This is a genomic window from Bacillus cereus group sp. MYBK216-1 (genome assembly GCF_051916495.1).
GTDB lineage: Bacteria > Bacillota > Bacilli > Bacillales > Bacillaceae_G > Bacillus_A > Bacillus_A thuringiensis_K.
On sequence record NZ_JBQAGT010000005.1, the window covers coordinates 388,549 to 411,750 of the forward strand.

The window sequence follows — 23,202 nt, forward strand, 5'->3', positions numbered from 1 at the left end:
AGGGTAATGGCGTGAAGAGTTACGTTGTGTTTGCGTGAAGAACTTCGATTGAATTATTCTGCTGAGAACTTTCGTGGAGAAGGACTTCGAAACTCAAGGGGTTGAAAAAGAAGAGAGTAAAAACTTTATGCAAGAATTTATTCAACAACTTCGAATCGAATGCGAAAGAAGAATCCTTTTAAGTCAACGTTTCTTTTAATGAATAAAAGTTTATTCGAAATGAATGTGCGAAGAAAGTTCGAAGAATCCTTTTAAATCAACGTTTCAAAGAGATTGTCGAAAGTAACACAAAGTCCTTCTGTTTCATTCAGTATGCAAACGAATGAATATCGCATTCACCACGGCGGTTGCCCAATCCTCGAAAATCTTCGACCCCCCAAGCCCACCGTCAACACCCCCTGAAGCAAGCCCCTACAAAAAGTACCCGCAATTTTTGAACTGAGGGCGTTGTTCTTGACGCAATCACTTACGAAATCCTTCCGCATATCTATTAACAATATTACGCAATGTATTGGTGTTTATATATACGAAGGGACAAACAATCTTATTAACGGACGTAGCGTCCTTATTATATTGTAACTGGCGCATTGCGTTAGATTACTATCACTGGTGACGGCTTCCCCACCGTCCCTCTTTCTTCTATATAAAGAGTATCGGCGCTTCGCTTCGAGTGTTCGCACTGCTCTCACTATCAACTATATTACTGCGTTATTTATTAAAGAGATTATCGCATTCTACAAATAATACTGGGAGCGCTAGCGAGTAGTGATGGAGCGCAATCTTTCTATTTGTGCGTAGTCATAATTAGTTATCAGTCGTTGTTATGTAGTTGATGCGTAAAAATAAACATACCCAAGATATACAATAATAAGAAGGAATTCAGACCTATAAACAGCGAAATCCCTTGTGGGAGTAAGAGTGAATTCACTTTTGTGCATTGCACATTTTGGGCATGATTTGAGTATTTTGTTGCACATTTTGGGCATCTGTTTACACCAGCCTATAGTGTATATCTGATTGCTTATGAATAAAAAGTAGCATATTTTGTGTAATTTCCACACGATATACAAAAAACACTCCTTTGGACGGGTTAATAAGTGTAAGGGATTAAACATCTTTTATAAACCACCACAAAGGAGAATGGACAATATGGACTTAAATAACTTAGGAAATCAACTAATAACAACGGACGGCGAAATTATCGATATAGAGTCGTTAAAAGTAGCGTTAATCAACGGTGTGATTAAAGCACAGAACCGCCAAAAGGACGGTTATAAAAAGGCGTTACGAAAAAAGAAAACACGAGATGGACGTGCATTCGCGAAGGTAGCGAGAGCGATCTCAGAGCAAAACGATGACCTGAAGGGCGCAGATTTAGGCGTACTACTCGATTTAATGCAACATATCTATTATGAGCGTGGCGGATTATTAATGAATAGTAGCTGTCGTGGAAGGCGTGAACTCGACCCGATGACGATTAAAGATATTATGAACGTTACGGGGAAAAGTCGCAGGGGTATCGACCAAATTATCGCTAGACTAGAAGAGAAAGACATCGTAATTGTCGATAGAACTAATAAGACTGCGAAATATTATCTAAACGAAAAATACATCGCTTGCGGAAAAGGCGACATGGAGGATGATTATGTAATGGTATATAAAACGCACACGAAACAAATCATGGACAGATTAGCGGACGCAGAAAAAGGAATCATATTTAAACTATTACCGTACATTCATATGGAATCCTGCCTACTCGTTGAAAATCCAAGTGAGCGTGACTTAACGAAGATTGAGCCATTAACTATGAGCCGTATCGCAGAAGTTACGGGATTAAGTAGGAAATCAATTACGAATCGCTTAAAAACAATGATTAATGCGGGGGCTATCGCACGAATCGAATGTAGCGGAACTGCTTACTCAATTAACCCGCGTGTAGCATGTCGAATCCCTAGTGAAGACGTACCAAGTGATATTATGATGCAATTCGATATCTTAGAATCTAAAGTTCAAAACTAATAATGCGGAGGGCTTAACGGCTCTCCTATTATTTAAAATAAATTAAAGAACTTTGCGTTAGGTATGCAAATAAATGGCTGTTAGCCACCGATACAGTATGAAGGGGTAAAAATACTTTATCTAAACTTAAAACATATAAAATACATGGTTTTTATATTACTAACTTAACTTTGCTCTGTGTTCACCTGCACTGAGCTGATTCATAGGGGGACAGGTATGTCAATCCTGTCTCCACCTCCATTTTAATTTGGAACCATATCAAATATATGGTAATAATATCAATCGATTAAATATAAGGAGTTGATAGAAAGTGAGCGAAACAGCTAAACGAGCAAATGCGAATAGGATACGTCTCATCAGAAAAATCCTTGGTATGACTCAAAAGGAGTTCGCAAAGCAATTCGGAGTACAACCACTTGCAGTAAATCGCTGGGAAAATGCGAAGCAAGTCCCTAACGAGTACCGAATGCGTAAAATGGAACAATTAATCGGTAGTAATAACTTATATAAGCTAGACATTCTTATTAGGGATATAGCGACAAAAGGTGCAAGACAGGCGGTATCATCAGAAATTAAAAAGCTGAAACAGGAGGGGAGCGATCAAAATGAGTCAATCGACTAACGTAAATCGACCGATATTAGTAACGAATATTCATAGATTACACGGTAAGGAGTTTCTAGTTTCGTATGTCTATGATTTTGGTAAACAAGTAGCTGACTTCGTAGTACCAGTCGATGAGGTGCGTCATTTACCAACACAATTCCGAGAGTACGTACATAAGAACTGCAAGGCGCATAATCCAGCGTTTGATTTATTAACCTGCACCGAAGAAATATTCAAAATATGCATCAATGAACCAGATATATCGCAATTCTTCAAGCATGAGTCGGAAGTTAGCGAAACATTCCGTACCATACAAAACCCGAAAGTTATTCATGCGCTATGTAGTATTTATGAATTAGTACCCCCTGAAGAAATACCAAAGAAGAAAGTATCTAAAGCAGAGAAATTCTTCATTAAATTATTAAACAAAGTAGCGGAAACACTTAATAAACTGACTAAATTAATCAAAGGAGATGTTGAGTAAAATGGAACTAATGCGTTGGGATGGGAAAACTAGATGGCTATCGAAGAACACTAAGGAGAATGAGTTTGACGCGAAATACAAAAAGGCTGTAGCAGAAGCCAAAGAATCCGTGAAAAAAGCGACCGAGAATTACGAAGCTATCTTATTGAAAGAGTTTGCAGGTGATGATGTAGTTGCTGATAAAAAGAAAGCGTTGGTATCCATTGAAAAGGCGAATAAGATACTAAAGATCGCCGAAGACGAATTAAAAAAAGCAGAGGAATATTCGTCAGTAAATCTAAGGGATAACATGACTATCGATGAGTTAGCGGATAGTTGGTGGCAATATAGAGCTGAAGTTCGTGCGACACAATTAGCGCCGATTATTGAACGGCAAAGAAACGCATTGAAAGAGTTTTATGAATCCCTAATAGAGTATGAGAAGTTCGCAGATAAATATGAAGAAGACCACAAGTGGGCTAGTGACTTAACGCGTAGAATTAGAGGGGAGAAGGGCTATTACTCCCTAGGCAGGATAACAGATGGGCGCGATATTATATATCCTTCTGACAAAGAGTTAGAACTAGCACGAGTACAGAGACGTGTACCAACTAGATTACTAAAAGGAGATGAATAATATGAACTCAATGAATCTAAATGAAATGAGAGCAGATATTCTTAATAAGTTACGAAATGGTGTGGAATTAACACAAGGAGACATGACAAGCGCAAGCCGTGTTGCATCAAGTAGTGGGCATATTAACGATAAGGTTACATATGTAACGGTTAAAAATACGTTACAGTCTCAATTAAAGAAAAGGGGTAAGTAAGGTAAGTACGATTTAAACAAATAAAGAACAGCGATTAGGACGTTATCCGCAGAGGGTAGCGTCTTTTTGTTGCATTTAAACAATGAAGGGAATGAGGAATATGTCAGCATCAGCAGGTGAAGTCAGGGCAAGGCTTGTCCTAGATAACGCTCAATTCCGTGCAGGGGTTGCACAATCTCGTGCGGATATGCAAGGACTCGACAGAGGTTCTCAAAGTACATCGAAAGGAATGTCAGCACTAGGAAAGGCGTCGGCTATCGCAGGAGTTGCGATGGTGGGCGCTATTGGTGCTTCGATTAAATCTGCGATGAACTTCGAGCAATCTATGGCGAAGGTTAAGGCGATATCAGGAGCGACGGACACCGAGTTCCAAGCGTTAACGAGTACAGCGAAGCACTTAGGTGCTACCACACAATTCAGCGCAAGTCAAGCGGCGGAGGGTTTATCGTTTCTATCGATGGCAGGATTCAAGGCGCAGGATAATATCGACGCACTTCCATCCGTTCTTAACCTCGCAGCGGTCGGCGGAATCGAACTCGGAAAGAGCGCAGATATTGCGAGTAACATAATGACTGGCTTTGGATTATCTGCGAAGGATACCGACAAAGCAGTAGATGTTTTAGCGAAGACAATGACGACAGCGAATACCGATCTTGACATGTTAGGTATGGCAATGAAATATGTTGCGCCAGTTGCGAAGTCATTAGGCTGGGGAATCGAAGACTCGGCGACAGCAATTGCGAAGATGTCCGATGCAGGTATTCAAGGTTCGCAAGCAGGTACATCACTGAGGGCGGCCCTACTATCGTTAGCGAATCCGACAGGGCAAACCGAGAAGGCAATGAAGAAACTCGGTATTTCCGTTACAGATGCGAATGGGCAGTTTAAACCACTTCCTGAACTAATCGGACACATCAGCGGAAAGATGGAAGGAATGACGGACGCACAACGTACCGTGACCGCTGCACAGTTAGTAGGTACGGAAGCATCAGCAGGTTTCCTTGCGTTACTAGACCAAGGACAAGGTTCATTACAAAAGTACAAGAACGAACTAGAACTGTCAGGTGGAACAGCCGAACGAGTAGCGAGAATTCAGCAAGAAACACTTCAGGGGGCATTTACGCAACTACAATCCGCAACGGAAGGCGTAGCAATTGCAATAGGTGAAGCAATGCTTCCTGCGTTCACGAACCTAGCAAGCGGTATGACATCGATGGTCGGCGTTCTCGGAAAGCTAGACCCGCAATTCGTATCATTCGGATTAACACTCGGAGCAGTTACGGCAGGAACGGCGCTTATCGGTGTCGGAATCTACAAAATAATTACCGCAATGAGAGCATTATCTGTCGCTATCGTAACGAACCCAGCTACGATGTGGATTGCAGGTATCTCAGCAGGTCTTGGAGTACTGACGGCTGCGATGGTGCATGGCAAGAGCGAAGCGGAACAGTATAAAGCGGTCAGTATGGATACGTATAGGGAAATCGGCGAACAAGCACGTACAGTCGACGACTTAGCGACTCAATTCGATGAAATGCGTGGGAAAATCAACCTAAGTAATGACGAGTTACTTCGTTACAGGGACGTAATGAAAGAGGTTGAGAGAGTTGAAAATCCTGAAAAGAAAAAAGCACTAGTTGATGAAATGGATAGACTCGCTAAAGCGTCAGGTGTATCGCATGAAGAATTGAAAAAGTTCTTAGGCGTCAATGACGAAATGATTGCGAAAGCACCTGCCACGGCGCAAGCATACAGCAAAAACGGCGAAGCTATCGCATTAAGTGCGGACGCAGCTCGTGAGTTGGTTTCCGCCCTTAAAGAGAAGCAGAAACTCGAATTAGACCAGCAGTTAAACCAGTCGTACAAGAACCAAGCGAAAGACCTGAAGGACTACGCGCAAAATGTCAAGGAAGGAAACGAGAAAATCGCCAATCGTAAGAATCTCGTTAAAGACGTAGAAACGCAACAGAAGAAAGTAAATGAACTAGAAGCAAAGTACAACGAAGCGGTTGATAAAGGACAAAAAGGTAAAGCGCACATGCTCAAGAAGGAGTTGTCTCATGAAGAAGCGATCTTGGGCAAGAAGAAGGAAAAGATAGATGCGAATGAACTCGCAATCTCCCAGCACCGTACCGAGATTCAATCGATTGTAGACAAACGAAAAGAAGCGGAAAACATCGTACGTACTCGTGTAGCTGAAGCGATGCAAGCAACGAAAATCTCGTATGAAGTCGGAAAGGAAGTCGAAGCAATCGATAAGGCTCTCGAAGGTCATAATAAAACGATTGCATCTTACGAGAAGAAGCAAGCCAATCAGCAGAAGATTACCGAGAAACAACAGGAAGAGTACGAGAATGCGGTAAAGAATAAGGGTGTGTTAGAAGAGACAAAGAACTCTATCGGAGAGTTGCGAGAGAAGCATGCGAAGAATACCGAAGAGTACGATAAGCAACTCGAAAAGGCTGGGAAGTTGAACGAGAAGACGAAAGAGCCTGTCGATAAGAAGGTGAATCTCGAAACTGACGAAGCTAAGTCGAAGAACAAAGAAGTCGAAGGTGAAATCGAAAAGCAGAAAGACAAAAAGATGGGAGTGGACGATAAGCAAGCACAAGACGGTATCAAGAAAACCGAGAAAGATATCGAGAATAAAAAGGATAAGAAAATGGGCGTCGATAAAAAGGACGCTGAGAAGGGAATCGCCGATATCGATAAGAAAGCGGTAGCCGAAAAAATCAAGAAAATCTTCGGTAACACGACAGCAGCGAAGCTACTTATCGACCTTCTCGACAAGCAAGCAACGGCAGAGAAAACGAAGAAAGTCAAGGCAGACAAGTCGCAAGCTGACTCGGCAATTGCGGATACTGACCGCAAAGCCCTAGCAGAGAAAGTCAAGAAGATTCTCGGTGACGGTAAGATGGCGGACGCAGTAATCAAAGAACTCGATAGTAGTGCGGAGAAGAAAAAGACAAAGCCGATAGATGCGGATACGTCGAGCGCAGATTCAAAGCATGAGACATTAATGGGCAAAATCGTGAAAACAGCAACGAAGCGAATCTCACTGGAATGGCTGGGCGATCTTAATCCGCTAAAGTACTTCCATTCAGGTGGAACGGTCGGTGCATCTCCTTCGAATAGGTCTACTCGACCAAAGTATCACAGTGGCGGGAATCCTCGTGGACTAGTCGGCAAGGGAGCGAAGTTCGACGAAGTAGATGCGAGATTACTGAAGAACGAGATGGTACTCACGCAAGCACAACAGTCGAATCTATTTAACTTCATTCGTACTGCGAATCGACCTTCGACAATGGGCGCAGTAGCGCCGAATAAAGGTGGAGGACAGGTCGGAAATACTATGATGACTGTAAACGTCAATGTCGCAGAAATGAATGTACGTGACGACCAAGACTTACCGAAGTTGGCGAAAGAAATCAGTCAAGAGATGGCTAGAATGGAACGACAAAAATCAAGAGCGAGGGGGCAATGGTAGCAGGGGAGAAATGGCGATGCTTAACGGTGTCGCCTTCTTTTTGGCGAGAAGAAGGTCGCCGAGAATCGCAATTCTATCGATTTATCTTTTATTTCGTGGGTAGTAGGGTATCTAATTGCGTCAGAATCGCACCCTAAAGCTCGTGTAGAAGAGATTTTTATGCTTGCCTATTAGGATAGCGTCAGGATATAATATCCATATGTAAAGAAGCGAACGTCTATGTGTTGGTGTTCGTATCCTACGTTTAACTTTCGATAAGAACAAATCGGAAGAAGACGGAGGCAAACCGTTGATATTATCATAATCTCATGCGCCCATAGCTCAGTCGGATAGAGCGGTGGTTTCCGGTACCACGTCTGCCGGGGGTTCGAATCCCTCTGGGCGCGTCAAAAAGTCCTAACTTACGTTTTGTAGGTTAGGACTTTTTTTATTTCCCTCTTGTTATATCTAGTAATAAGATTTACTATTAGTACTTGATAATAATTTTTGACCTTAATATTTTCTTTCAATATTATTCAAATTTCGGTTGTAAGTTGTAAATCTCATTAATACATATAAATTAATAATATTTTGGAATGGGTGTCTGCGTGAGGATTCTCCTTTTACCAAACTTATTGTACAATAGAAACAAGGGGGAGATTAGTTTGAAGGCAAGTCTTTTACAAGAACAAAGCTTACGTTTGGCAATGACACAAGAGTTAAGGCAAGCGATTACAATGCTCCAGTATAATGTACAAGAATTATCGGAGTTTTTGTATGAGCAATCGTTAGAGAATCCCCTTATTGAGTTAGGTGGTTTTGAGAGGGAGAAGAAAAAGAGCTCTAACACAAGTAAAAGTACCAGCAAACAAGTCGAGAATCAGATGGAAATCTACAGTGTGGATTCTACAACGATTCAGCAACATTTATTAAATCAAATACAGTATTATAAAATAGATGAAGAAGAGCGGAAAGTGGCTTCTTTCATTATTATGAACATGGATGGAAACGGGTATTTACAAGAAACGAATGAAGAGTTAGCAGAGCTCCTTTCTGCACATATTCATGTAGTTGACCGCTCTGTAGAGCTTGTCCAATCACTGGAGCCAGCAGGGGTAGGGGCGCGTAATATTCAGGAATGTTTAACCTTACAATTGAAGCGCTTACAAAGACGTAATGGATTAGCAGAAGAGGTTGTAGAAGATCATTTCGCTTATTTTGTGAAGAAAGATTGGCGAAAGCTCGTTCAAGTGTTGAAGTGTAGCAATGAAGAATTGCAGAGTGCAGTAAATTGTATAACGTCATTACAACCAAAACCAGGTCTTGCATTTTCTTCAGATAAGCCACTTTATATTGTGCCTGATATGGCAGTAAAAAAAGAAGATGATCGCCTCGTTTTGCAAATGAATGAGAGAAATATGCCGAGAATTGAAATTCATTCTGAGTATAGTGCGCTTCTTAATAATAGTGAAAGTGAAGTAGCATCTTACGTGTCAGAAAAGTATCAGCATGTGCAGTGGATTATGCGCAGTTTGAAGCAGAGAAAACAGACATTGCTGCAAGTAATGACTATTATTATGGAAAAACAACGTGATTTCTTCTGGAAAGGTCCAGAGTATTTAAGACCGCTCGCTTTAAAAGAGGTAGCAGAAGAGTTAAGTGTGCATGAATCGACAATTAGTCGTGCGACGCGAAATAAATATGTGCAAACACCACACGGTTTATTTGAGATGAAATCGTTCTTTAGCAATGCCGTTTCGACGACTGAAGATGAAGCAGTTTCTACAAAACGTGTAAAACAATTTATTCAAACGCTAATTGGGGCAGAGGATAAGAAAAAGCCACTTTCAGATCAAAAGATTTCAAAATTATTAGAAGAAGAGCATGAAATTGTTATTTCTCGAAGAACAGTGGCGAAGTATAGAGAGCAAATGCATATCCCAGCTTCGTCATTAAGAAAAACGATTGGATAGGTGAAGAAGATGAAAGTTGTACTGTATACCAAAAAAGATTGTGGCCTTTGCGTGAAGGCGAAACAAGTTTTACAGGAAGTACAATGTGAATATTCTTTTCAAATCGAGGAAATAGATATATATGAAGATAATGACCTTTTAGAAAAATATCATTTAATGATTCCGGTTGTAGAAATGGACGGAAAACAAGTAGAATATGGTAACATTCACAAAGGTGTCATAATAAACTATATAAAGAATGCAGTTAAGAGTTGAATAAGTTTCTATCTCCTGTTACAATAATACACGTAGCAGGGATTATTTTTTTAACCTATGTGGGACACAAAATGTCACTACGGGACGTAAAGTGACCACGAGGGGAAATGAACCGATGTAGTGAGGAGAAAAGATATGCGCTCATGGATTCAGAACACAAAAAAATTATTACCTGATCTGCTACCTGTTATGCAAACGAGAATGCAAATTCTTCAATACATTAGGCTCATGCAGCCGATTGGAAGAAGAAACTTATCAGCAAGTCTCGGTATGACAGAACGAGTATTGCGAAGTGAAGTACAAGTTTTGAAAGAACAAAACTTAGTTCACGTCGCTTCTTCTGGAATGACTTTGACAGAAGAAGGAACAGCTTTAGTTCTTGCTTTGGAAGACTTTATGAAAGAAATTTCCGGGTTAAAGGTTTTAGAAAAGCAACTTAAGGAAACATTAGACTTGGATGAAGTTTTCGTTGTCCCTGGCGATAGTGATGAATCACCTTGGGTCAAACTGGAGATGGGCCGTGCTTGTGTGACTTGTATAAAAGACCGTCTGACAGCGAATAATATCGTTGCTGTGGCTGGAGGAACTACGCTAGCTGCTGCTGCGGACATGATGCAACTTGATTGCAAAGATTTACATATGCTATTTGTCCCAGCACGTGGTGGAATTGGAGAAGGCGTCGAGTTAGAAGCCAATACCATTTGTGCCAAGATGGCGCAAAATACGATGAGTAATTATCGCTTATTGTATGTTCCAGACCATGTTAGCAGCGAAGCATATGCGTCTATTGTGACAGAGCCTTCCGTGAAAGAAGTTCTTGAGTTGATTCGATCTTCCAATATCGTCATTCATGGAATAGGTGATGCGTTAACAATGGCACGTCGCAGAAGTACTTCAGAAGCAGATTGGTTAAAGATTCAGGCAAGCGAAGCAGTTGGCGAAGCTTTCGGTTACTACTTTAATGAAGAAGGAAATGTTGTTCATAAAGTAAGAACAGTTGGTATGCAACTAGAGGACTTACAAAATGTATCTCACGTTGTTGCAGTCGCTGGAGGTTCTTCAAAGGCAAAAGCAATACAGGCTGTAATTAAACAAGGGCACACTTCAATTCTAATTACAGATGAAGGTGCAGCAAAACAGTTAACAAAGGGTTTTACCCTTTAATATAATCCCCCAAGGAGGAAATTCAAATGACTAAAATTGGTATTAATGGATTTGGACGTATCGGACGTAACGTATTCCGCGCAGCTCTTAACAACTCTGAGGTAGAAGTAGTAGCAATCAACGACTTAACAGATGCTAAAACATTAGCTCACCTTTTAAAATATGACACAGTTCACGGAACTTTAAATGCAGAAGTATCTGCTAACGAAAACAGCATCGTTGTTAACGGTAAAGAAATTAAAGTTATCGCTGAGCGTGACCCAGCTCAATTACCATGGAGCGACTACGGAGTAGAAGTAGTAGTAGAATCTACTGGCCGTTTCACTAAAAAATCAGATGCTGAGAAACACTTAGGTGGATCAGTTAAGAAAGTTATCATCTCAGCTCCAGCTTCTGACGAAGATATCACTGTAGTTATGGGTGTTAACCACGAACAATACGATGCAGCTAACCACAACGTAGTATCTAACGCTTCTTGTACTACAAACTGTCTAGCTCCATTCGCTAAAGTATTAAACGAAAAATTCGGCGTAAAACGCGGAATGATGACAACAATTCACTCTTACACTAACGACCAACAAATCTTAGACTTACCACACAAAGATTTACGTCGTGCTCGTGCAGCAGCTGAAAACATGATCCCAACATCTACTGGTGCAGCTAAAGCTGTAGCATTAGTATTACCAGAACTTAAAGGTAAATTAAACGGTGGCGCTGTACGTGTTCCAACTGCTAACGTTTCTCTAGTTGACTTAGTTGTTGAACTTGACAAAGAAGTAACAGTTGAAGAAGTAAATGCAGCATTCAAAGCAGCAGCTGAAGGCGAATTAAAAGGTATCCTTGGATACAGCGAAGAGCCATTAGTATCTATCGACTATAACGGATGTACAGCTTCTTCTACAATCGATGCATTATCTACAATGGTAATGGAAGGTAACATGGTTAAAGTACTTTCTTGGTACGATAACGAAACTGGTTACTCTAACCGCGTAGTAGACCTAGCAGCTTACATGACTTCAAAAGGTCTTTAATTCTTAATTATATAAGTTATCAATGACAAAACGAGGGAGAGGGTTTGTTCCCTCTCTCTCTTCTTTCGTTTTAAAAGCAAATGTGTTAAGCTTTTGAGTGGGTTTTGTCAATCCTAACTAGTAGTCGGAGGGAAATCCAATGAACAAAAAATCAATTCGTGACGTAGATTTAAAAGGTAAGCGTGTATTTTGCCGCGTTGATTTCAACGTACCTATGAAAGAAGGCAAAATTACAGATGAAACTCGTATCCGTGCAGCTCTTCCTACAATTCAATATTTAGTAGAGCAAGGTGCGAAAGTTATTTTAGCAAGTCACTTAGGCCGTCCAAAAGGTCAAGTAGTAGAAGAAATGCGTTTAACTCCAGTAGCAGCACGTTTAGGCGAGCTTCTTGGTAAAGACGTTAAAAAAGCGGACGAAGCATTCGGACCAGTTGCACAAGAAATGGTTGCAGCAATGAACGAAGGCGACGTATTAGTTCTTGAAAACGTACGTTTCTATGCGGGCGAAGAAAAGAACGATGCAGAACTTGCGAAAGAATTTGCAGCACTTGCTGACATCTTCGTAAACGATGCATTCGGTGCAGCTCACCGTGCTCACGCTTCTACAGCAGGTATCGCAGACTACCTACCAGCAGTATCTGGTCTATTAATGGAAAAAGAGTTAGATGTACTTGGTAAAGCACTTTCTAACCCAGAACGTCCATTTACAGCTATCATCGGTGGTGCGAAAGTAAAAGATAAAATCGGTGTAATTCGTCATCTATTAGACAAAGTAGATAACTTAATCATCGGTGGTGGACTTGCTTACACATTCGTTAAAGCTTTAGGTCATGAAATTGGTCTATCTCTATGTGAAGACGACAAGATCGAACTAGCTAAAGAATTTATGCAACTTGCAAAAGAAAAAGGCGTAAACTTCTACATGCCAGTTGATGTTGTAATCACTGAGGAATTCTCTGAAACTGCAACAACTAAAATCGTTGGTATCGACTCTATCCCTTCTAACTGGGAAGGCGTGGACATCGGTCCTAAAACACGTGAAATTTATGCAGATGTAATTAAAAATTCTAAGCTTGTTGTATGGAATGGACCAATGGGTGTATTCGAAATGACTCCATTCGCAGAAGGTACAAAAGCAGTAGGACAAGCATTAGCAGATGCAGAAGATACATACTCTGTTATCGGCGGTGGTGACTCTGCAGCAGCTGTTGAAAAATTCGGTATGGCTGATAAAATGAGCCACATTTCTACTGGCGGCGGTGCGTCATTAGAATTCATGGAAGGTAAAGAGCTTCCAGGTGTAGTTTGTCTTAACGACAAATAAGTAGCAGCCAAAGAAAAAGGACGGTGCAAAGCATGCGTAAACCAATTATCGCAGGTAACTGGAAAATGAATAAAACTCTATCAGAAGCAGTTAGCTTCGTAGAGGAAGTTAAAGGTCAAATCCCAGCAGCTTCAGCTGTTGATGCAGTAGTTTGCTCTCCAGCTCTATTCTTAGAGCGCCTTGTAGCAGCAACTGAAGGAACTGACTTACAAGTAGGTGCACAAAACATGCACTTCGAAAAAAATGGTGCATTCACTGGCGAAATTAGCCCAGTAGCACTTAGCGACTTAAAAGTTGGCTATGTAGTACTTGGCCACTCTGAGCGTCGTGAAATGTTTGCTGAAACAGATGAGTCAGTAAACAAAAAGACTATCGCAGCATTTGAACATGGTTTAACACCAATCGTATGTTGTGGTGAGACTTTAGAAGAGCGCGAAAGCGGAAAAACATTTGATCTAGTAGCAGGTCAAGTGACAAAAGCACTTGCAGGTTTAACAGAAGAGCAAGTTAAAGCAACTGTTATCGCTTATGAGCCAATCTGGGCTATCGGTACAGGTAAATCTTCTTCTTCTGCAGATGCAAACGAAGTATGTGCGCACATCCGTAAAGTTGTTGCAGAAGCTGTTTCTCCAGAAGCTGCAGAAGCTGTTCGTATCCAATACGGCGGTAGCGTAAAACCAGAAAACATTAAAGAGTATATGGCACAATCTGACATCGACGGCGCTTTAGTTGGCGGTGCTAGCTTAGAGCCTGCTTCGTTCTTAGGTCTTCTGGGGGCGGTAAAATGAGAAAGCCAACAGCTTTAATCATTCTTGACGGTTTCGGACTTCGTGAAGAAACTTACGGGAATGCTGTAGCACAAGCTAAGAAACCTAATTTTGATGGTTACTGGAATAAATTCCCTCACACAACGCTTACAGCTTGTGGCGAGGCAGTAGGTCTTCCAGAAGGTCAAATGGGTAACTCTGAGGTTGGTCACTTAAATATTGGTGCTGGCCGCATTGTATATCAAAGCTTAACACGCGTTAACGTTGCAATTCGTGAAGGTGAGTTCGATAAGAACGAAACGTTCCAAAGTGCAATTAAAAGCGTAAAAGAAAAAGGTACTGCACTTCATTTATTCGGTTTACTTTCTGACGGTGGTGTGCACAGTCACATGAATCACATGTTTGCTCTTCTTCGCTTAGCAGCTAAAGAAGGCGTTGAGAAAGTATACATTCATGCATTCTTAGATGGCCGCGATGTTGGACCAAAAACAGCACAAAGCTATATCGATGCAACAAATGAAGTAATTAAAGAAACAGGAGTAGGACAATTCGCGACTATCTCTGGTCGTTATTACTCCATGGACCGTGACAAGCGTTGGGATCGCGTAGAAAAATGTTACCGTGCTATGGTGAATGGTGAAGGCCCTACTTATAAATCAGCAGAAGAGTGTGTAGAAGACTCTTATGCGAACGGTATCTATGATGAATTCGTATTGCCGTCTGTAATTGTTAACGAAGATAACACGCCAGTTGCAACAATCAATGATGATGATGCAGTTATCTTCTATAACTTCCGTCCAGACCGTGCAATTCAAATTGCTCGTGTATTTACAAACGAAGACTTCCGTGAGTTCGATCGTGGTGAAAAAGTACCTCACATTCCAGAATTCGTATGTATGACACACTTCAGTGAAACTGTAGATGGTTACGTGGCATTCAAGCCAATGAACCTTGATAACACTTTAGGTGAAGTTGTTGCGCAAGCGGGATTAAAGCAACTTCGCATCGCGGAAACTGAAAAGTATCCGCACGTTACATTCTTCTTTAGCGGTGGTCGTGAGGCTGAATTCCCAGGAGAAGAGCGTATCTTAATTAACTCACCGAAGGTTGCAACATATGACTTGAAACCTGAAATGAGCATTTACGAAGTAACGGACGCTTTAGTAAATGAAATCGAAAATGATAAACATGATGTTATCATTCTTAACTTTGCGAACTGTGATATGGTTGGCCATTCTGGGATGATGGAACCAACAATTAAAGCAGTAGAAGCAACTGACGAATGTTTAGGAAAAGTTGTAGAAGCGATTCTTGCAAAAGATGGTGTAGCACTTATTACTGCTGACCATGGTAATGCGGATGAAGAATTAACTTCTGAAGGAGAGCCAATGACAGCTCATACAACTAACCCGGTTCCTTTCATCGTTACTAAGAACGACGTAGAATTACGTGAAGATGGTATCTTAGGTGATATCGCTCCAACAATGCTTACACTTCTTGGTGTTGAGCAACCGAAAGAAATGACAGGTAAAACAATTATTAAATAATTTGCTTATATAAAAAGGAGAGAATTTATTATGTCAACAATTATTGATGTTTATGCTCGCGAAGTCCTTGACTCTCGTGGTAACCCAACTGTAGAAGTAGAAGTTTACACAGAAAGCGGCGCTTTCGGACGCGCTATCGTACCAAGTGGTGCATCTACTGGTGAGCACGAAGCAGTAGAATTACGTGACGGTGACAAATCTCGTTACCTTGGTAAAGGTGTTGTTAACGCAGTAAACAACGTTAACGAAATTATCGCTCCAGAAATCGCTGGTTTCGATGTAACTGACCAAGCTGGTATCGACCGCGCTATGATCGAATTAGATGGCACTCCAAACAAAGGTAAACTAGGCGCTAACGCTATCCTTGGTGTATCTATGGCAGTAGCTCACGCAGCAGCTGACTTCGTAGGTCTTCCATTATACCGTTACCTTGGTGGATTCAATGCAAAACAATTACCAACTCCAATGATGAACATCATCAACGGTGGTTCTCACGCTGATAACAACGTTGACTTCCAAGAGTTCATGATCTTACCAGTTGGTGCTCCAACATTCAAAGAATCAATCCGTATGGGTGCTGAAGTATTCCATGCACTTAAAGCTGTATTACATGACAAAGGTCTTAACACTGCAGTAGGTGACGAAGGTGGATTCGCTCCAAACCTTGGTTCTAACCGTGAAGCTTTAGAAGTAATCATCGAAGCTATCGAAAAAGCTGGTTACAAAGCTGGCGAGAACGTATTCTTAGGAATGGACGTTGCTTCTTCTGAGTTCTACAACAAAGAAACTGGTAAATATGACCTTGCAGGCGAAGGCCGTACTGGCTTAACTTCTGCAGAAATGGTTGATTTCTATGAAGAGCTTTGCAAAGACTTCCCAATCATCTCTATCGAAGATGGTTTAGACGAAAACGACTGGGATGGTCACAAATTATTAACTGAGCGTATCGGTGATAAAGTACAATTAGTTGGTGACGACTTATTCGTAACTAACACTCAAAAACTTGCTGAAGGTATCGAAAAAGGTATCTCTAACTCAATCTTAATTAAAGTTAACCAAATCGGTACTTTAACTGAGACTTTCGAAGCTATCGAAATGGCTAAACGTGCTGGTTACACAGCAGTTGTATCTCACCGTTCTGGTGAAACTGAAGATGCTACAATCGCTGACATCGCAGTTGCAACTAACGCTGGCCAAATCAAAACTGGTTCTATGAGCCGTACTGACCGTATTGCTAAGTACAACCAATTATTACGCATCGAAGACGAACTAGGCGAAATCGCTGTTTACGATGGTATCAAATCTTTCTATAACATCAAACGATAATTGTAGAAAATAAACGACAGACCGTGAGAAATCACGGTCTGTTTTTTTATGCTAAAATTGTTCACCCGTCATAAGTGACATGAAATGTTTGAAGAAGCGGTTATAGTCAAAATCAATTGCAATTTGATGAACCGGCCAATCAATAAATGGCTTCTGGTTCACTAGAGAGCGAAATTCCCCTATGCTTGCTCCTTGTGCAGAGGATTCTGTCATGACAACAATAGGTGATTTATGATACGTGAACATAGAGTTATCAAATAAAGCGAGTATTGGCATTGTGTCATGGAAGGGGCTCCCCTTTAAATGTGGTAGGGCGTCTTTATAATATCCGTAGTAATAATGATCAAATAACGGTTTGACAAGTGGAGCTTTTCCTTTTACCTCAATGTATTCTGCCATTTCTGGTGTAATGATGGAGTATTGAGTGACGTTTAATGGGTATATGTACATGTTAACTGCGGATTGAAGGACTATATTAGCGGCAGTAGGATCGCCATAAAAGTTTGCTTCGGAAATAGGGGTAACATTACCAGGATGTAAAAAGGTACCGCCCATTACGTAGTAAGATTTAATTTGTTTCATTAACTGTTTGCACATGATAAACAAAATTGCTAGGGAGGTAAGTCTTCCTAAACTCACAATGATTAATTCATCTTTATACTGTTCAATAAGAGGAATGACTTCAAAAAAATTCTCCATTTCTCCGTTAGTCACATTCACCTTTGGAATAATTGGACCGAGCCCCTGTTTCCCATGTACATCCGTAAAAAACGCAGGTGGGGCACCAGTAAGGGGACGTTCTGAACCACCGAATATCTTGATATTTCTATTCTTTGTTTCGTTATTAAAAAAATGAGCATTTTCTACGGCCGTTTTTTTTGGAACATTGCCGTAATCAGCAACGATACCGACGATTTCTATTTCATCGATAAAGAATGCTAAGAGGAGAGCCATCGTATCATCAATCCCAGGATCACAAAAAATGAGAACTTTTTTGGGCATATGTTCACCACCTATCTTGTTTATCCCGTACAAATCCGCTTGGTGAGGGCTAATAATTAATGGGGATGAGGAAAACCTCAATGATTAAAGTTTCACTTTATATATATGTAAGTTTAAGGATAAAAAGATTATTTTATTGAAATAATAGTCTTTTAAATTCAGAAAATAAAAACTTTTTATATTAGGTCAATGTTTTTGACGTAATTTTTGTTTAGAAATGCAGTCATATCAAGGTTGTAAGCGTATAACATAGGCTGTTTTTGCTGTCAAGTTGATAAATTGCAGCTTTTTACAATTTATACTATGATAAAGATATTAACAGAAGATCGTATAAACATGAGGGATGATGAACATGAAATTTACAAAGATTCTTGTCCAAATTGCTGCTCTTTACGTGTTTTATATGGTTGGAACTTGGGTGCAAGAAATGTTAAATATTCCGATTCCAGGAAGTTTGATTGGAATGTTCCTCTTACTTGTTTTACTTAGCCTAAAAGTTCTTCCAGTGAAATGGTTCGATTTAGGAGCAGAAACACTCGTTGCTATTATGCCGTTTTTATTAATTCCGCCAACGCTTGGCCTAATGAATTACGGTGCTTTTTTTATGAGTAAAGGAATTTCTCTTTTCATTACAGTTGTAGCGAGTACATTTTTAATTATTATTGTCGCAGGACATACAGGACAATATCTTGCGAATAGGAAGGAAAGAGAGTCGCGATGAGCCAAATATTAATCGGAATCGGTTGGGTTCTTTTTACGGTGCTATTATATCAATTATCTAAAAAAATCTATAAATTATTTCCAACACCATTCACCATCCCAATGCTTGTAGCAACAGGATTAATGGCTTTCCTATTTATCGTGCTTGATATACCATATCAACATTATATGGAAAGTGGTGGTGGCTGGATTGCAAAGTTACTTGGACCCGGTGTTGTAGCATTTGCAATTCCTCTTTATAAACAACGTCATGTTCTGCAAAAATATGTTGTACCGATTGCTGGTGGCGTATTAGTAGGTACAACAGTTGCAATCGCTAGTGATTTTGCCATTGCTTCACTTATGGGAACAGATAAAAGCTTAATCTTATCCTCTTTACCAAAATCGGTGACAATGCCAGTTGCGATGAGCGTTTCTGAACAAGTTGGTGGTGTACCTTCCTTAACAGCAGCTTTCGTTGTTATCGCGGGTATTACTGGAACCATTACAGGACCTCTTTTATTAAAATGGAGCCGTGTTACAAACTCAGTTGGTAAAGGTATCGGATTTGGATGTGCGTCTCATATTATGGGTGTTATGAGAGCGATGAAAAATAACGAACATGAAGGTGTTATTGGATCGGTAACAATGACATTAACAGCAATTTTGACATGTTTACTTGGACCGTTATTTGCAATGATGTTTATGTAATAGAAGAAAAGCGAGAGCGACTCTATAGCTCTCGCTTTTCTATAGGATTTATGCTACAGTTACAATAACTGAATCTTTGTAGGAGGTACGCCAAGTGCATACGTTATTATCAGTTTTACTTATTATTGTATCGATTTTAATGATTGTTATGGTACTTATGCAATCTAGTAATAGCTCAGGCCTTTCAGGTGCAATTTCAGGCGGTGCAGAGCAATTATTTGGTAAGCAAAAAGCACGTGGAATTGAAGCGGTATTAAACCGTATTACAATTGTTTTAGCTGTATTGTTCTTTGTATTAACAATTGCTGTTACGTACTTAAACTTATAGAATTGAAAGAAGAAGCGTTAGTAAGATGTACTAATGGTTCTTCTTTTTTTGTTTTACCATTTGAAAGATGTTTCTAATTAGATTATAGAAATATAAATATGGTACACTAGATATAGAAAGAATACGACTAGATTACAGAAGAGAAAGAGGAGAAGTACATGATGAAATTAGCATCTCCGAAACCATTTACATTTGAGGGTGGAGACCGCGCTGTTTTATTACTACATGGATTCACAGGGAACTCAGCTGATGTACGTATGTTAGGGCGTTTCTTAGAAAAGAAAGGCTATACTTGTCATGCGCCAATTTATAAAGGGCACGGTGTACCACCAGAAGAGCTTGTTCATACAGGGCCTGAAGATTGGTGGCAAGATGTAACGGAGGCATATCAGCTTTTAAAAGATAAAGGTTTTGAGAAAATTGCTGTTGTTGGATTGTCACTTGGCGGCGTATTTTCTTTAAAATTAGGTTATACAGTACCTGTTTTAGGTGTGGTACCAATGTGTGCACCGATGTATATTAAGAGCGAAGAAACTATGTACCAAGGTATATTGGCATATGCCCGCGAATATAAAAAACGTGAGCAAAAATCACTAGAACAAATCGAACAAGAAATGTTGGAATTCCAAAAGACACCAATGAATACATTAAAAGCATTACAACAATTAATTGCTGACGTACGTAACAATGTGGATATGATTTATGCGCCAACATTTGTTGTACAAGCGCGTCATGATGAAATGATTAATACAGATAGTGCTAACATTATTTATAACGGTGTAGAATCTACGTTAAAAGACATTAAATGGTATGAAGACTCTACGCATGTCATTACACTTGATAAACAACGTGACGAGCTACATGAGGATGTATATAACTTCTTGGAGCAACTAGATTGGTAAGATCTAGTTGCCTCTTTTTTTCATAAGGAATTTTTTGTGAAAACTGTAAAAATCATAAGGGGAGTATTGAAGTTTCGCTTTATACATCCCCTATCTTTCGGATACACTAAATAATATAAGGTTTTAAAGGAGGTATTTTTGCTTGGAAGAAATCATACAAGAACATATTGATAAGTTGTTATTATTTATGAGAGAAGAAGCGTATAAACCGTTAACGATACAAGAGTTAGAAGAGGCATTTGGAATTGAAGGTTCTGAGGGCTTTAAAGATTTCGTAAAGGCACTTGTAACGATGGAAGAGAAGGGGCTTGTTGTTCGTACACGTAGCAACCGTTACGGTCTTCCTGAAAAGATGAATTTAGTAAGAGGTAAGTTAATTGGACATGCACGTGGCTTTGCTTTCGTTGTACCAGAAGAGAAGAAAACTGGAGACGATGATCTTTTCATCCCGCCTACAGAATTAAACGGTGCACTTCATGGCGATACAGTATTAGCACGCCTTAGTTCTCAATCAAGCGGTTCACGTCAAGAAGGTTCAATTGTACGCATTTTAGAACGTGGCACGAAAGAGCTAGTTGGTACATATACAGAATCGAAAAACTTTGGCTTTGTTATACCTGACAATAAGCGCTGGACAAGTGATATTTTCGTATTGAAAAGTGCGTCAATGGGAGCTGTAGAAGGTCATAAAGTAGTTGTGAAAATTACGAGCTACCCAGAGAATCGTTTAAGCGCAGAAGGTGAAGTTATTCAAATTCTAGGTCATAAAAATGATCCAGGAGTAGATATTTTATCTGTCATTCATAAACATCATTTACCTTTGGCATTCCCTGAGGAAGTGATGGAGCATGCAAACAGTGTACCAGAAACGATTTCAGAAGAAGATTTAAAGGATCGCCGCGATTTACGTGATCAAATGATCGTAACGATTGATGGTGCAGATGCAAAAGATTTAGATGACGCTGTTACAGTAACGAAGCTTGAGAACGGTAACTACAAGCTTGGCGTTCATATTGCGGATGTAAGTCATTACGTTCAAGAAGGTTCTCCAATTGATGTAGAAGCAGCAGAAAGAGCGACGAGTGTGTATCTTGTTGACCGTGTAATTCCGATGATTCCACATCGTCTATCTAACGGTATTTGTTCATTAAATCCGAAAGTAGACCGTCTGACATTATCTTGTGAAATGGAAATCAACAACTTAGGTGATGTTGTTAAACACGAGATTTTCCAAAGTGTGATTAAAACGACAGAGCGTATGACGTATGCTGATGTAAGAAGCATTTTAGAAGATGAGGACGAAGAGTTAATTAAGCGTTATGAGCCGCTCGTACCGATGTTTAAAGAGATGGGCCAATTGGCACAAATTTTACGTGAAAAACGTATGCGCCGTGGTGCAATTGACTTTGACTTTAAAGAAGCGAAAGTATTAGTAGATGAAGAAGGAAAACCGACAGACGTTGTTATGCGCGATCGTTCTGTATCAGAGAAGTTAATTGAAGAATTTATGCTTGTTGCGAATGAAACAGTAGCAGAGCACTTCCACTGGATGAACGTACCGTTTATGTACCGTGTCCATGAAGATCCGAAAGAAGATAAGCTTGAGCGTTTCTTCGAGTTTGTAACGAACTTCGGATATGCGGTAAAAGGACGTGCGAATGAAGTGCACCCTCGTGCGCTGCAACAAATTCTTGAAATGGTTCAAGGACAGCCAGAAGAAGTAGTTATTTCAACAGTTATGCTTCGTTCTATGAAGCAAGCTCGTTACGATGCGGATAGTTTAGGACATTTCGGTTTATCAACTGAGTTCTACACACATTTCACATCACCAATTCGTCGTTACCCAGATACAATCGTTCATAGATTAATTCGTGAATACATTATTAATGGTAAAGTCGACAACGAAACGCAAGCAAAATGGCGTGAAAAATTACCTGAGATTGCAGAGCACTCTTCTAATATGGAACGCCGTGCTGTTGAAGCAGAGCGTGAAACAGATGAGATGAAAAAAGCAGAGTATATGGTTGATAAGATCGGTGAAGAGTATGACGGTATGATTAGTTCTGTAACAAACTTCGGTTTATTCGTAGAGCTTCCAAATACAATTGAAGGTCTTGTACACGTTAGCTACTTAACGGATGATTACTACCGTTATGATGAGCAGCATTTCGCTATGATCGGAGAACGTACAGGAAACGTATTCCGCATCGGTGATGAAATTACAATTCGCGTTATTAACGTAAACAAAGACGAGCGTGCAATCGACTTTGAAATCGTTGGCATGAAAGGCACACCTCGCCGTAAGTTCAAAGATCGTCCAGTCGTTATCGAACAGCCAAGAACAGGCAGAAAGAAACGCGGTGGACGTAGCGAGCGCAGTAATGAGCGCGGCGGTGAACGTGGCACAGGTAGAAAATTTGACCGTGGTGGTAAAGGAAAAGGAAGAGGATCTGCATCTGCATCTGCATCCGCTTCTGCTAGCCAGCCAGGAAAAAAAGATGGTAACGGTAAGAAGAAAAAAGCATTCTTCGAAAACGTACCAGGATTCAAGAAGAAAAAGAAAAAGCGTAAGTAAGAAAAGAGTGGCTTCGCTTTGATGAAAAGCGGGGCCTTTTCTTTTTTCTTCGTGGCTTGAGAGCGAGCCACTTTCGCTTTTTGTATAATCCAGCTACAGTGGCTAGAATGTTGGGCGGCTTCGCTTCTTCCCGAGAGGCAAAGAGCGCCTCAAGGTCAGAAGCTCCATCCACCTCACATTCTGAGCGAGCCACTTTCGCTTTTTGTTGGAATCCAG

Annotated in this window: 20 protein-coding genes and 1 tRNA gene; 20 read left to right on the top strand and 1 reads right to left on the bottom strand. The window is 40.3% G+C overall.

The features are described 5' to 3' along the window. The first annotated feature begins 1,149 nt into the window (after positions 1 to 1,149). The 15 genes from ACTFRH_RS20165 to eno all read left to right on the top strand — a co-directional run bounded on the left by ACTFRH_RS20165 (position 1,150) and on the right by eno (position 16,769). Positions 1,150 to 2,019, top strand: a complete 870-nt coding sequence (locus tag ACTFRH_RS20165) for a hypothetical protein (protein ID WP_000365339.1) — start codon at positions 1,150 to 1,152, stop codon at positions 2,017 to 2,019. 310 nt (positions 2,020 to 2,329) lie between these two features. Beyond that, a complete protein-coding gene (locus ACTFRH_RS20170; protein ID WP_000004752.1) occupies positions 2,330 to 2,641 on the top strand; it encodes a helix-turn-helix domain-containing protein in 312 nt (103 codons plus the stop codon). Beyond that, positions 2,625 to 3,107 carry a hypothetical protein gene (locus ACTFRH_RS20175; protein WP_000083635.1) on the top strand — a complete coding sequence of 161 codons (483 nt, stop codon included), beginning with the start codon at positions 2,625 to 2,627 and terminating at the stop codon, positions 3,105 to 3,107. Before ACTFRH_RS20170 ends, ACTFRH_RS20175 begins: the two co-directional genes overlap by 17 nt. A 109-nt stretch (positions 3,108 to 3,216) precedes the next feature. After that, positions 3,217 to 3,723 (top strand): hypothetical protein, encoded by a 507-nt coding sequence (locus ACTFRH_RS20180; protein WP_232294077.1) that lies wholly within the window; start codon positions 3,217 to 3,219, stop codon positions 3,721 to 3,723. A 1-nt stretch (position 3,724) separates the two neighbouring features. After that, on the top strand, positions 3,725 to 3,916 hold the full coding sequence (locus ACTFRH_RS20185) for a hypothetical protein (protein WP_001087498.1): 192 nt from the start codon (positions 3,725 to 3,727) through the stop codon (positions 3,914 to 3,916). Positions 3,917 to 4,016: 100 nt separating this feature from the next. Next, on the top strand, positions 4,017 to 7,403 hold the full coding sequence (locus ACTFRH_RS20190; RefSeq protein ID WP_001276290.1) for a phage tail tape measure protein: 3,387 nt from the start codon (positions 4,017 to 4,019) through the stop codon (positions 7,401 to 7,403). Between the two features lie 310 nt (positions 7,404 to 7,713). Continuing rightward, a tRNA-Arg gene (locus tag ACTFRH_RS20195) sits at positions 7,714 to 7,789 on the top strand. A 258-nt stretch (positions 7,790 to 8,047) separates the two neighbouring features. Beyond that, complete coding sequence (gene rpoN / locus ACTFRH_RS20200; protein ID WP_000647977.1) at positions 8,048 to 9,355, top strand: RNA polymerase factor sigma-54; 1,308 nt, start codon at positions 8,048 to 8,050, stop codon at positions 9,353 to 9,355. Between the two features lie 9 nt (positions 9,356 to 9,364). Further along, positions 9,365 to 9,610, top strand: a complete 246-nt coding sequence (locus ACTFRH_RS20205; RefSeq protein WP_000869730.1) for a glutaredoxin family protein — start codon at positions 9,365 to 9,367, stop codon at positions 9,608 to 9,610. A 135-nt stretch (positions 9,611 to 9,745) separates the two neighbouring features. After that, the gene (gene cggR, locus ACTFRH_RS20210; RefSeq protein ID WP_001258185.1) at positions 9,746 to 10,774 is read left to right on the top strand and encodes a gapA transcriptional regulator CggR; all 1,029 of its coding nucleotides are present in this window, start codon (positions 9,746 to 9,748) and stop codon (positions 10,772 to 10,774) included. A gap of 26 nt (positions 10,775 to 10,800) precedes the next feature. Further along, entirely contained in the window at positions 10,801 to 11,805 is a 1,005-nt protein-coding gene (gene gap / locus ACTFRH_RS20215) for a type I glyceraldehyde-3-phosphate dehydrogenase (protein WP_000161236.1), read from the top strand. A gap of 139 nt (positions 11,806 to 11,944) precedes the next feature. Then, complete coding sequence (locus tag ACTFRH_RS20220) at positions 11,945 to 13,129, top strand: phosphoglycerate kinase (protein WP_001036350.1); 1,185 nt, start codon at positions 11,945 to 11,947, stop codon at positions 13,127 to 13,129. Positions 13,130 to 13,161: 32 nt separating this feature from the next. Beyond that, complete coding sequence (gene tpiA, locus ACTFRH_RS20225; protein WP_001231038.1) at positions 13,162 to 13,917, top strand: triose-phosphate isomerase; 756 nt, start codon at positions 13,162 to 13,164, stop codon at positions 13,915 to 13,917. Next, on the top strand, positions 13,914 to 15,443 hold the full coding sequence (gpmI, locus tag ACTFRH_RS20230; protein WP_001231152.1) for a 2,3-bisphosphoglycerate-independent phosphoglycerate mutase: 1,530 nt from the start codon (positions 13,914 to 13,916) through the stop codon (positions 15,441 to 15,443). Before tpiA ends, gpmI begins: the two co-directional genes overlap by 4 nt. A gap of 30 nt (positions 15,444 to 15,473) precedes the next feature. Further along, positions 15,474 to 16,769, top strand: a complete 1,296-nt coding sequence (gene eno, locus ACTFRH_RS20235) for a phosphopyruvate hydratase (protein ID WP_000103951.1) — start codon at positions 15,474 to 15,476, stop codon at positions 16,767 to 16,769. A 51-nt stretch (positions 16,770 to 16,820) separates the two neighbouring features. On the opposite strand, the gene ACTFRH_RS20240 is transcribed toward eno, so the two are convergent. Continuing rightward, positions 16,821 to 17,771: a nucleoside hydrolase gene (locus tag ACTFRH_RS20240; protein ID WP_001125063.1), complete on the bottom strand. Its 951-nt coding sequence runs from the start codon at positions 17,769 to 17,771 to the stop codon at positions 16,821 to 16,823. A 352-nt stretch (positions 17,772 to 18,123) separates the two neighbouring features. Here ACTFRH_RS20240 and ACTFRH_RS20245 point away from each other — a divergent pair, with 352 nt between their 5' ends. The 5 genes from ACTFRH_RS20245 (at position 18,124) to rnr (ending at position 22,986) form a co-directional block, all read left to right on the top strand. Further along, positions 18,124 to 18,492: a CidA/LrgA family holin-like protein gene (locus ACTFRH_RS20245; RefSeq protein WP_000673222.1), complete on the top strand. Its 369-nt coding sequence runs from the start codon at positions 18,124 to 18,126 to the stop codon at positions 18,490 to 18,492. Then, positions 18,489 to 19,181, top strand: coding sequence for an LrgB family protein (locus tag ACTFRH_RS20250; protein WP_000078304.1), 693 nt, complete (start codon positions 18,489 to 18,491; stop codon positions 19,179 to 19,181). Before ACTFRH_RS20245 ends, ACTFRH_RS20250 begins: the two co-directional genes overlap by 4 nt. Before the next feature lie 94 nt (positions 19,182 to 19,275). Next, on the top strand, positions 19,276 to 19,509 hold the full coding sequence (secG, locus tag ACTFRH_RS20255; RefSeq protein WP_000557263.1) for a preprotein translocase subunit SecG: 234 nt from the start codon (positions 19,276 to 19,278) through the stop codon (positions 19,507 to 19,509). A gap of 161 nt (positions 19,510 to 19,670) precedes the next feature. Continuing rightward, positions 19,671 to 20,411, top strand: coding sequence for a carboxylesterase (gene estA / locus ACTFRH_RS20260; protein ID WP_000761974.1), 741 nt, complete (start codon positions 19,671 to 19,673; stop codon positions 20,409 to 20,411). A gap of 142 nt (positions 20,412 to 20,553) precedes the next feature. Then, positions 20,554 to 22,986, top strand: coding sequence for a ribonuclease R (gene rnr / locus ACTFRH_RS20265; RefSeq protein ID WP_000391111.1), 2,433 nt, complete (start codon positions 20,554 to 20,556; stop codon positions 22,984 to 22,986). Positions 22,987 to 23,202 lie beyond the last annotated feature (216 nt).